Genomic DNA, 10842 nt, shown 5'->3' with positions numbered 1-10842 from the left:
TGGAGCTTCGAGTTCTACATGGAACAAAAACACGTCGGCTTCGCAACCGGAAATCACAACATCATGCAGCTCGGGAAACTGTAACCGACTGCACTCGAAATACGCGCGAAGAAACTCTAACTCCAGGAGGAGACCATGGGAGAAATCGTACTTGCCGCCAAAATGACCCACGTGCCTACCCTGCTCATGTCCGAGCAGGAAGGACCGATCAAAGGCAAGCGTAAACCGGCTATTGATGGTCACCGGGGGATTGCTCGTCGCGCCAAGGAACTGGGCGCAACAACGGTTGTCATCTGTGATACGCATTGGGTGTTGAACGCAGGTTTTCACATAAACGCCAACGACCATTTTGAGGGTCTATTCACATCGAATGAATTCCCGCAGTTCATTCAGGACCTGCCCTATAAATATGTGGGCAACCCCGAATTGGGTGATGCGATTGCGCGGATTGCGACCGAAAAGGGTGCCTATACCTTGGCCCATCACCTGGACAGCCTTGAGGTGGAATACGGCACGCTGGTACCGATGCGGTTCATGAGCCGTGAACACGAAATGAAAGTGGTGTCGATCGGTGCGTGGTGCACCGTGCACGCTCATGACGAGAGCCGTATCGTCGGCGAGGCAATCCGCGAAGCAGTCGAGGCCAGCGACGAAAAGGTGCTGCTGGTTGCGTCGGGTTCGCTGTCGCACAAGATCTGGGCCAACAAGGACTATGCCGCCAATAACGGCACTTTCACAATCAGCTCAGAATTCAATCGCCAGATGGATCTGCACGTGCTGGAAATGTGGAAAAACGGCGATCACGCTACGTTCCTCAAGATGCTGGGTGACTATGCCAACTTCTGCTGCGGTGAAGGTTCGATGCATGATACCGCGATGCTATACGGCGCACTCGGCTGGGACGCTTACGACAAGAAATGCGAGGTTGTGACCGAGTATTTCCCGTCCTCAGGCACCGGTCAGACTAACGTCATATTCCCGGTCTGAGGATCGCGGTTTCCATTCCGATTGCTTGCCCCTGGTGCCTTTTGGCGGGGCAAGCCGTTGATCTATCTAATTCGAACTGATGCAGGTCCCCAAATGTTTCCTTTGAAAGACCCCGGTTTGCTGCGAGAGGCTGCCCTTGTAGGTACACGCTGGATTGAAGCTGACCCGGCCAACGGCCTTGCCGTCACCAACCCTGCCACCGGCGAAGTTATTGGTCATGTTCCCAATCTGGGCGCCGCCGAAACCGCCGAAGCTATTGCTGCTGCCGAGACCGCGCGCCATGAGTGGGCTAAACGCACCGCCAAAACGCGTAGTCAAATTCTGCGTCGCTGGTACGAACTGATGATGGAGAACCAGGACGATCTGGGCGCCATCCTGACAGCTGAGCAGGGCAAGCCACTGGCCGAAGCCAGAGGTGAGATCGCCTATGGTGCCAGCTTCATTGAGTGGTTCGCAGAAGAGGCCCGCCGCGCCTATGGTGATGTCACCCCAGGCCACGCTCCAGACAAACGCATCCTGACGATCAAACAACCCATCGGGGTTGTAGCCGCGATTACGCCGTGGAATTTCCCAAACGCTATGATCACGCGCAAGGCTGGCCCTGCTCTGGCGGCGGGCTGCTCCATGGTTCTGAAACCGGCCAGCCAGACTCCATTCTCAGCTATCGCGTTGGCGGTTCTGGCCGAAAGAGCGGGCCTGCCTGCGGGGCTGTTCTCGGTCGTCACCGGCTCAGCCCGTGGCATTGGCGGCGAGATGACCGGGAACCCGACAGTGCAGAAGCTGACCTTTACCGGTTCGACCGAGATCGGAACGCTTCTATATGCGCAATGCGCGCCAACGATCAAAAAACTGGGGTTGGAGCTGGGTGGCAATGCGCCCTTCATTGTATTCGATGATGCTGATCTGGACGCCGCTGTGGAAGGAGCGGTGATCGCCAAATTTCGAAATAATGGTCAGACCTGCGTTTGCGCCAACCGCATTTACGTGCAGGCTGGTGTCTACGATTCCTTTGCCGCCAAGCTGCGCGACAAAGTAGCGACTTTGCCCACTGGTAATGGCTTTGACGAAGGTATCATATTTGGTCCGCTGATCGATCAGGCGGCTGTCGACAAGGTTGCTGAACACATCGCTGATGCGACCTCGAAAGGTGCCGAAGTCACTCTGGGCGGCAATTCACACGATCTGGGTGGCACATTCTTTGAGCCAACCATTTTGACCGGTGTTACTTCGGAGATGGCGGTCGCGACCGAAGAGACGTTTGGCCCGGTCGCACCCCTTTTTAAGTTCAACACCGAAAGCGAAGTCGTCGCTGCGGCAAATAACACCGAGTTTGGCCTTGCCTCATATTTCTATTCCCGCGACCTGGCTCGCGTTTGGCGAGTTTCCGAGAAGCTGGAATATGGCATGGTCGGAATCAACACCGGCCTGATCTCGACTGCGGAAGCTCCGTTTGGCGGGGTTAAGATGTCTGGTCTGGGCCGTGAAGGCTCGCGCCATGGGCTGGATGACTTCATGGAACTCAAATACCTGTGCATGGGCGGCATCGACACCGCCGAGGAGGCTTAATGCGCTTTGCTACTTTCACCGCCGAAGGGGATACCTTCTTTGGCGCGATTACCGATGATGGTGCGATTGCCCTGAACGGTGATTTCCCCGAGTTTTCAAGCCTGTATGAGGTCATCGCTGCGGGTGAGTTTAGCCGGTTGGCTGCGGCGGCCGAGGGTAAGCCTGTGACTCATTTCGATTTCACCTATGAAATGGTGATGCCGGATGCCCGTCGCATTCTGTGCGTCGGCGTGAACTTCCCGGACAGAAATGCGGAATACAAGGATGGCAGCGCGCAGCCGGAATATATGTCGCTGTTCCCCCGCTTTGCCAGCGGCTTTACCGGCCACAACCGCCCGCTGATCCGTCCGCCGGAAAACCACACGCTGGATTACGAGGGCGAAGTGGCCATTGTAATCGGCAAGGCGGGTCGCCGGATATCGCAGGACGAAGCCTATGAGCACATCGCCGCGTTGACGCTGTGCAACGAAGGCACGATCCGCGATTGGGTGCGCCATGCCAAGTTCAACGTAACTCAGGGCAAGAACTGGGACAATTCAGGGTCGATCGGCCCTTGGCTGGTGCCCTTCACCGACCCGGCGCAATTGGATGACGCCCGCATTCAAACCCGCGTCAATGGTGAGTTGCGTCAGGACGACACCCTCGACCGCATGATGTTCCCGATCCGGCGCGAGATCGAGTATATCTCGACCTTCATGACCCTGAAGCCGGGTGACATTATCGTAACCGGCACCCCCACCGGTGCGGGCGCGCGCTTTGACCCGCCAAAATATCTTGCACCGGGTGACGTGGTCGAGGTTTCTGTCGAAGGTATCGGCACCCTGCGCAACACAGTCGAGGATGAGAAGGCATGACACCCGAAGAGCATGCCCGCGCAGCAGCCGACCTGCTTCAGGCCGAACGCATCGGCGACCAGATCGGTCTGCTGAGCCTGCGCCACCCCCAGATGGGTATGGACGACGCTTATGAGGTGCAGAACGCCATCTATCGCCAGAAGCTGGCTGAGGGTCGCAAGGTCATCGGGTGGAAAATCGGTCTGACATCGAAAGCGATGCAATATGCGCTGAACATCGATATTCCCGACAGCGGCATCCTGTTTGATGATATGGCGTTTGAAAACGGTGGTACGGTCCCTGCGGGCCGGTTCATCCAGCCCCGGATCGAGGCTGAAATCGCCTTTGTCATGAAATCCGCCGTCGGTGGCGAGAATGTCAGCCGCGACGATATCGTATCCGCCACGGATTACGTCTCACCGGCGATTGAAATTCTGGACACACGTATTCAGCGTCTGGACCCCGAGACCGGCAAGGCCAGAACCGTCTTTGACACGATCAGCGACAATGCCGCCAATGCAGGGATTGTGCTGGGTACAGAGCGCCACGCGATTGACGAATTCGACCTGCGCTGGGTTGGTGCCTTGACCTTCCGCAACGGTGAGATTGAGGAAACCGGCCTTGGGGCCGGCGTATTGAATGATCCTGTTGAAAGTGTTGTCTGGCTGGCCCGGCGCATGGCGCAATACGGACAAAGTATTGAACCCGGACAAGTGATCCTGTCGGGCAGCTTCATTCGCCCCGTCGAATGCCCGCCAAGCACAGAAATTCACGCCGATTTCGGACCCTTCGGCTCAGTCGATATCAAGTTTGATTGAAGGAGCACCTTAATGCCCGCGCCAACAAATCCCTTCAAGGCCGCACTGAAAGCCGGAAAACCCCAGATCGGATGTTGGATTGGGATGGCCAATGCATATGCAGCCGAAATCGCCGCCACATCCAGATTTGACTGGCTGCTTGTTGACGGGGAACATGCCCCGAACGATCTGCGGTCTATCCTTGAGCAAGTGAGGGTCATCGAAGGCACAGGTAGCCAGCCGGTAGCGCGCCTGCCAATTGGCGAGACCTGGATGATCAAGCAATATCTCGATGCTGGCGTCCAAAGCATATTGGTGCCAATGGTTGAAAGCGGCGATCAAGCGCGGGAATTGGTGCGCGCGGTGCAATATCCACCACATGGAGTTCGAGGCGTTGGGTCTGCTCTGGCGCGTGCTTCGCGTTTCGCGGCGATCCCGGATTACCTGACAACGGCAGGCGACCAGATTTGCCTGTTGGTTCAGGTGGAAAACCGCCTTGGCCTGGATGCACTGGATGACATTCTGACGACAGATGTCGACGGCGTATTTATCGGTCCGTCAGATTTGGCCGCGGATATGGGGCACATCGGCAATGCTGGCCACCCCGACGTGGTCGAAGCGGTTTTGGACGCGTTGACAAGGATCGTGGCAGCGGGCAAGGCAGCGGGCATCCTAACGTTGGACCCCGTGATGCAGCGCAAGTGTCTGGATCTTGGGGTTATGTTCCTGGCCACGAATATCGACGTAACACTTTTTGCAAAGTCTATGCGCGGGGCGGCCGAAACTGCGTTGGAAATGTTGCCAGACCAGTGCGCGTCTGGAAATGCGCGAACAGAAATGGCCAGCAAATATCTTCAGCAGTTATGCAAGCACTGGTCCCACAAAGGACAAGTCGAATTTGACGCAACTGAAGGAAACGTTTCGTTTGAAAACCGGCGCGCGGTTGCGATGAAAGCGACGGACGAAGGGCTGGAAATAGTTGCTTCAGTCGGCCCTCGTGAGGATTTGAACTTTTGGATGGGTGTTATAGAGGACCACCTGAAACGCTTTGCATTTCGTGAGGAGTTCGAGGTTGTTTGGAATGCATAACGCTGGAATGCAAGGGCAACCGAGCGCGCCCCTAATATTCGGTCACCGCCGCAGGCTACGATTTGTAGTCTGCGGGTATTCGACAAGACCCTGCACCGGATTCTGACTCGGGTAAAACAAGCCGCAACTGAGGATTTTCCAAACCTAAAGCGGCATCATCCTCGACAGACGTTGTGACAGCGGAAACAGACAGGCTTGCAACGAGTGATAGATGTCCGGCTTGCCGTCAAAGATGGATGTCACAACAGCCCCTGCCCCATCTACTGCTGGATACCAGCCGCCATGCTGATGATCGACAAATGTTTCATTAGCATAGGTCCAGAGCTTTCTGTACCACTCCTCGTCTTCTGGCCTTCTGTCTAGCACGATCAGAGCGGCAATCGCCCCGATGGCTTCGGTGATGGGCCACCAGAACCGCGAAGCGTTGGCAACGCGGCCATCAAAATCAAGTGTGTAGGCCAACCCGCCATCAGGCAGCCACGCATCTTTCAAAGCCTGCGCAATCAGGTGGCGCGCCGTGTTCGGAGCATTAGGGCTCGTTCGGCCTGACAAATCCCAATGCTGAAGCTGAAGCCGACCCAATTCGAACGAATGCCCCGGCGTTGTTCCGGAAGGCCTGAACATCGGATCGCCCGCATAATCCCGATTAATTTGCCAATCAGACGAATAGTGTTCGGGAAGACGCCAGTTTTCACCGGGTGCAATTTTGCCAATGAAAAAGTCCAGAATGCGACCGGCGCGGGACAGGTAGGTTTCGTCCCCTGTTGCCTCAAAGGCAGCCAGCATCGCCTCAACGCCGTGCATATTGGCATTCATTCCACGATATGCGGAAAACGGCGTCCAATCCCTGTTCCATTCATCGCGAAACAGGCCCGCTTCTTCGTCCCAGAAGTGTTTTTCCAGAACATTTCGGACATCTGTCATTAGTTTGTCTGCATCCGGGTGACCCGTCATTTTCGCACTTGCCGAGGCAAGAAGGACAAAGACGTGCCCATAAGCAAGCTTGCGGTCATCCTTGATCTGATCCCCTTCCAGCGCCCACAGATATCCGCCGTGGTCGCGATCTCGGTGATGGCTTTCAAGATATGCCATACCGTGATCAATGATCCGTTCAGCACCTAGAAAACCAGACAGATGTCCTAATGCAAAAGAATGAATCAACCGGGTTGTCGTGTGCAGCTCCTGCAGCTTGCCGGGCAGCGGGCGACGATCGTGACCAAGTGTATAGAACCCGGGTTCATCCCGGCAACTTGCGCTGAAGAACGTAAGTTGCCGCTTGGCCTGGTTCATCAACCAATCGCGGTGTCTTGGCGTTTCAATCCAAAACCCGGTCTCGGACTGTGACCCCGGAAGCAATAACTGATTGTCGTTCATCTAAATATCCCGCGGATGGAGTCCTGTCGTGCGCGACTTGGCCCGATCTTCCAACTTGCCCATCATCTCAGCAAGCCCGTCGCAACGCTGTACCATCCGAAGCAAACAGATGTGCATTCTGTGCTTGAATGCGCAAACCGAGGCGATCCCCGGATTTCACGGGGATATTGCCATGCTTGCGCACCATCATGGGGCCGATCCCCTCGGCATTGACGTAGATGTTCGTGTCCGACCCCAGATGTTCAACAACATCCGCAACGGCCGACAGATCACCGGCACCGTTTTCCACAACATCGATGTGTTCCGGCCTTACACCCAGTTCTTTGGCCTGAGCGGCAAGGGGTTGATCGAGAATTTTAATTTCAACCCCATTCCCGACATTCACGCCAGTTTCAGTTCCCAATACAGGCACAACATTCATGGTGGGTGAGCCGATAAACTGCGCAACAAACTTGTTGGCCGGTCTTTCATAAAGCTCAAGCGGGCTGCCGACTTGCTGGATGTCGCCTGCGTTCAGAACAACGATCCGATCTGCCAGCGTCAACGCTTCGACCTGATCATGGGTCACATAGATCATGGTCGCGCTGAGCTTTTGATGCAGCCGCGCAATCTCCAGCCGCATCTCGACACGCAGAGCGGCGTCAAGGTTTGACAATGGCTCGTCAAACAGAAATGCGCGCGGGTCTCGGATGATGGCCCGCCCCATGGCAACCCGCTGACGTTGACCACCCGAAAGGGCCTTGGGCAAGCGATCCGTCAATTTGGTCAATCCCAGCGTCTCTGCCGCCTGGGCGACCTTTGATATGCGTTCAGCCACCGGAGCTTTGCGGATTTCCATCGAGAAACCCATGTTTCGCGCGACGTCCATATGCGGATAGAGAGCGTAGGATTGGAACACCATCGCGATGTCCCGGTCCCTTGGCCTCACATCGTTCATACGCTCGCCATCGATCAGAAAGTCGCCGCTTGATATCGGTTCAAGACCAGCAACCATGCGCAGCAAAGTGGATTTGCCGCAGCCTGACGGGCCGACCAGAACGATGAACTCACCATCCTGAATTTCAAGATTGATGTTGCGCAGGACCTCGACGGATCCATAGCGTTTTGCAACGTCACGAAGTTCGATACGTGCCATGATCTGGCCTCCTATCCTTTGACCGCGCCGGACGTGAGGCCCTGCACGAGATAGCGTTGAATGAAGATGAAGAAGAGGCAACTTGGGATCAGAGCCAGCACGCCGGCCGCCATCATTTGCCCCCAATCGACCGAGAATTTGGAAACAAATGTCAACAAGCCAACCGGGAATGTCATCGCGTCGTTCTTCGAGATCAGCATCAACGCAAACAACAGCTCGGACCACGCGGCAGTAAAGACAAACCCAAGCGTCGCCCCTAACCCGGGCAATGTCAGCGGGAACACCACTTTGCGCAGCGCCTGAAACCGTGTACAGCCATCCATCATCGCCGCATCTTCCAGATCTTTGGGTATGCCATCAAAAAATGACTGCATCAGGAATGTTGCAAAGGGGATGTTGAACGCAGTGTAGACCACGATAAGGCTTGTCAGCGAATTCAGCAGCCCCAGGTCCGCGATGATCTTGTAGATGGGTGCGATGATCATCAGCAGGGGGAACATTTGAGTGACTAGCATCAAGGCGATGATGATGCGTTTGCCCGCAAAAACGAAGCGGGAAAAGGCATAACCCGCCCCAGCTGCGAACAAGGTCGTAAAGAACGCCGCGCCCAGCGACACCACAAGAGAGTTCCGGAAATAGGCCACAAAATCAGTCTGAAAGATAACCGTTTTGAAGTTTGAAAAGGTCACCTCGCTTGGAAACAGGCGGGTGCCCTCTGAAAAGATCAGCGCGTCCGGCGTCAACCCGATCTTGAGCAACCAATAAAGCGGGAACAACGCAAAGATCAGATAGAACGCAAGTGCCGCGTATTTACCCACAACCAGCAGAGGGTTGGGTTTCCTGACAGCTGACATGGTCAACTCCTCAAATCTTGACTAGCTTCTTGCGAAGCCAGAGCAGGATAACGGCGTAAATCAGAAGGATCAGCAGCAGCGCCACAGCAATGGTTGACGCGTAGCCGAAGTCCAATTTGCGAAAAGCGGTGGTGAATATGTAGGTCGACAGGATTTGCGTCGAATTGGCAGGCCCGCCGCCGGTCATCACATAGATCAGGTCGGCGAAATTGGCGATCCAGATCGTCCTCAGCATCACTGTGATCGCGATCATCGGAGCAAGGAACGGCAACGTGATCTTGGTGAAAGTCTGCCAGGGGGTCGCGCCATCAACTTCTGCCGCCTCATAAAGCTCACCGGGTATCGATTGCAAAGCCGCCAGCAGTGTGATCGCAAAGAAAGGAACGCCGAACCAGATATTTGCAGTGATCGGGCCCCATATGGCAAGCTTGGGATCGCCAAGGATATTGTAGGGCTCTGACAGAATACCAAGGGCGGCCAGCCAATGCGGTAGCGGGCCGATGACAGGGTTAAAAAGCCACGCCCATGTCAGCGCAGAAAGGAAGGTCGGGACAGCCCAGGGTAGGAAAACAAGCGCCTGAAAAAGTTTCTTTCCATAGAACTGCGTATTCAAAAGCATGGCAAGACCAAGGCCAAGCAGAAACTGGAACGTTATCGACCAAAAGGTCCAGAACAGCGTGTTCTCCATTGCGATCCAGAACTTGCGGTCTTTCCACAGATCAACGTAGTTTTCAAACCCGATCCAGCCAGAAGCAAAAGGCTTCAACAGCTCAATGGATTGGAACGAATATGAGATTCCGATGATTAGCGGAACCATGATCACCGCACCGATCAGAAGAATTGCGGGTGACAAATAGAAAAACGGCTCGACCATGTATTGCAGGTAGAGCGAGCGTCGTGCCCGGGTTTCCCCGGGCCTGACAGTTTTCTGAGTGCGTGAAATCACTGTTTTGCCTTCCACTTGGCGTGCTCATCAGTGAGGAACTCGGCCCACTCATCTGCGACGTCCTGCGCGCTGCGCTGCCCCAACAGGGCTTCCTGACTGGTTTCCAGCAGAAGCGTGCTGCCAAAATAGCCCCACTGTTCCAGGTTGGTTGGCATTGTTGTCGGCACATATTGCTCGCCGTTCAGTTCCTCAAACCAGCCTTTGAATTGCTCGGTCTGGAAATGAGGATCCTGATCGGCGCCTTTATGGATCGGAATGACGCCTACGCGTTTTGCCCACGTGGCGTTGGCTTCGGGCGTCGACAAGGCCGCAACCAGATCAAAGGCTTCGTCTTCATGTTCAGTCGCATTGAAGATCGACCAGCCTGCGAACCCAATTGTTGGGAAAGCTTTGCCCGATGGTCCGACAGGCATCGGAATGACCGCGAAATCTTCGGCAGGCATCCGTTCGGCAATAGCGATCAGTGCGTCCGGGTCCTGATCAAGGAATGCACAGGTGCCGGAATAGAAGCCGGCCACGATCTCGTTAAAGCCCCAACTGACGGCATCCTTGGGCGCATACCCGTTCTGATACATATCGATCATGAACTGGATACCTTCGACCGAGCCGGGCTCGTTGATGCGGCTGACACCGTCTTCTGTGAAGAACTCGTTGGTGCCGTTCATGGCTGCCGCGAACATGATCCAGCCATTTGTTCCACCGGGACCACCGCGCAAACAGTATCCGTACTTGCCCTCAAGCTCGGACACCGCGGCCGAGGCTGCCTTGAACTCCTCCATCGTAGTCGGGGGAGCGTCGATACCCGCTTCGGCCAGCAGTTTCTTGTTGTAGAACATCGCCCGAAGGTAGAAGCCGTACGGGATCATATAAAGGTCACCCGCCTGGCTGCCCATGGCGACTGTCTTGTCAGTCAGCGAAGCCCCGTGTTCCCATCCGGCGACATGATCCTTGAGACTGACCAGCTGATCGGACCCCGCATAGAGGGCCTGCCAGGTGTCGGGCATTTCAACCACATCCGGGATGTCGCCTCCTGCCACCATTGTTGCCAGCTTTTCGAACGCGTTGCCCCAGGGTAGCGATACAATCTCGACAGTGACGTCTGGGTTATTGGCTTCAAACTCATCAACCAGTCCCTGAAGCACCTCTGTACGCTCGGGGCTTGTAATAACCTCGACCAGTTTCAGTGTGGTCTCGGCATAAGACGCCGAACCCATGAGCACGGCCGCAGCCGTCATTCCAGTTAGTAGTTTTTTCATGTTTT

Annotated in this window: 10 protein-coding genes; 5 read left to right on the top strand and 5 right to left on the bottom strand. The window is 55.5% G+C overall.

All coding sequences use genetic code 11. The features are described 5' to 3' along the window. Nucleotides 1-135 precede the first annotated feature (135 nt). The 5 genes from hpaD (at nucleotide 136) to AC2FPW_RS04140 (ending at nucleotide 5272) form a co-directional block, all read left to right on the top strand. Complete coding sequence (gene hpaD, locus AC2FPW_RS04160; RefSeq protein ID WP_496812645.1) at nucleotides 136-987, top strand: 3,4-dihydroxyphenylacetate 2,3-dioxygenase; 852 nt, start codon at nucleotides 136-138, stop codon at nucleotides 985-987. A 93-nt stretch (nucleotides 988-1080) separates the two neighbouring features. Further along, the gene (locus tag AC2FPW_RS04155) at nucleotides 1081-2553 is read left to right on the top strand and encodes an NAD-dependent succinate-semialdehyde dehydrogenase (protein ID WP_496812644.1); all 1473 of its coding nucleotides are present in this window, start codon (nucleotides 1081-1083) and stop codon (nucleotides 2551-2553) included. Next, nucleotides 2553-3407: a fumarylacetoacetate hydrolase family protein gene (locus AC2FPW_RS04150; RefSeq protein ID WP_496812643.1), complete on the top strand. Its 855-nt coding sequence runs from the start codon at nucleotides 2553-2555 to the stop codon at nucleotides 3405-3407. The genes AC2FPW_RS04155 and AC2FPW_RS04150 overlap by 1 nt, the downstream gene beginning before the upstream one ends. Next, nucleotides 3404-4204, top strand: coding sequence for a 2-oxo-hept-4-ene-1,7-dioate hydratase (gene hpaH, locus AC2FPW_RS04145; RefSeq protein WP_496812642.1), 801 nt, complete (start codon nucleotides 3404-3406; stop codon nucleotides 4202-4204). The genes AC2FPW_RS04150 and hpaH overlap by 4 nt, the downstream gene beginning before the upstream one ends. A 12-nt stretch (nucleotides 4205-4216) precedes the next feature. Beyond that, on the top strand, nucleotides 4217-5272 hold the full coding sequence (locus AC2FPW_RS04140) for an aldolase/citrate lyase family protein (RefSeq protein ID WP_496812641.1): 1056 nt from the start codon (nucleotides 4217-4219) through the stop codon (nucleotides 5270-5272). 144 nt (nucleotides 5273-5416) lie between these two features. Here the strand turns inward: AC2FPW_RS04140 and AC2FPW_RS04135 are convergent, their stop codons facing one another. The 5 genes from AC2FPW_RS04135 to AC2FPW_RS04115 all read right to left on the bottom strand — a co-directional run bounded on the left by AC2FPW_RS04135 (nucleotide 5417) and on the right by AC2FPW_RS04115 (nucleotide 10837). Next, entirely contained in the window at nucleotides 5417-6646 is a 1230-nt protein-coding gene (locus AC2FPW_RS04135; protein WP_496812640.1) for an AGE family epimerase/isomerase, read from the bottom strand. A 67-nt stretch (nucleotides 6647-6713) separates the two neighbouring features. After that, on the bottom strand, nucleotides 6714-7781 hold the full coding sequence (locus AC2FPW_RS04130) for an ABC transporter ATP-binding protein (RefSeq protein WP_480508753.1): 1068 nt from the start codon (nucleotides 7779-7781) through the stop codon (nucleotides 6714-6716). 11 nt (nucleotides 7782-7792) lie between these two features. Further along, nucleotides 7793-8635: a carbohydrate ABC transporter permease gene (locus AC2FPW_RS04125; protein ID WP_480477286.1), complete on the bottom strand. Its 843-nt coding sequence runs from the start codon at nucleotides 8633-8635 to the stop codon at nucleotides 7793-7795. A 10-nt stretch (nucleotides 8636-8645) separates the two neighbouring features. Continuing rightward, complete coding sequence (locus AC2FPW_RS04120) at nucleotides 8646-9596, bottom strand: carbohydrate ABC transporter permease (RefSeq protein ID WP_480833157.1); 951 nt, start codon at nucleotides 9594-9596, stop codon at nucleotides 8646-8648. Continuing rightward, nucleotides 9578-10837: an ABC transporter substrate-binding protein gene (locus AC2FPW_RS04115; RefSeq protein WP_480911515.1), complete on the bottom strand. Its 1260-nt coding sequence runs from the start codon at nucleotides 10835-10837 to the stop codon at nucleotides 9578-9580. The genes AC2FPW_RS04120 and AC2FPW_RS04115 overlap by 19 nt, the downstream gene beginning before the upstream one ends. Nucleotides 10838-10842 lie beyond the last annotated feature (5 nt).

The sequence above is a fragment of the Ruegeria sp. SATB027 genome (assembly GCF_059613825.1).
This window is presented reverse-complemented; position numbering and strand designations above follow the sequence as displayed.

Excerpts from the sequence above, each read along its gene's own strand:
- hpaD (WP_496812645.1), top strand. The coding sequence starts at position 136 with ATGGGAGAAATCGTACTTGCCGCCAAAATGACCCACGTGCCTACCCTG.
- AC2FPW_RS04155 (WP_496812644.1), top strand. The coding sequence starts at position 1,081 with ATGTTTCCTTTGAAAGACCCCGGTTTGCTGCGAGAGGCTGCCCTTGTA.
- AC2FPW_RS04150 (WP_496812643.1), top strand. The coding sequence starts at position 2,553 with ATGCGCTTTGCTACTTTCACCGCCGAAGGGGATACCTTCTTTGGCGCG.
- hpaH (WP_496812642.1), top strand. The coding sequence starts at position 3,404 with ATGACACCCGAAGAGCATGCCCGCGCAGCAGCCGACCTGCTTCAGGCC.
- AC2FPW_RS04140 (WP_496812641.1), top strand. The coding sequence starts at position 4,217 with ATGCCCGCGCCAACAAATCCCTTCAAGGCCGCACTGAAAGCCGGAAAA.
- AC2FPW_RS04135 (WP_496812640.1), bottom strand. The coding sequence starts at position 6,646 with ATGAACGACAATCAGTTATTGCTTCCGGGGTCACAGTCCGAGACCGGG.
- AC2FPW_RS04130 (WP_480508753.1), bottom strand. The coding sequence starts at position 7,781 with ATGGCACGTATCGAACTTCGTGACGTTGCAAAACGCTATGGATCCGTC.
- AC2FPW_RS04125 (WP_480477286.1), bottom strand. The coding sequence starts at position 8,635 with ATGTCAGCTGTCAGGAAACCCAACCCTCTGCTGGTTGTGGGTAAATAC.
- AC2FPW_RS04115 (WP_480911515.1), bottom strand. The coding sequence starts at position 10,837 with ATGAAAAAACTACTAACTGGAATGACGGCTGCGGCCGTGCTCATGGGT.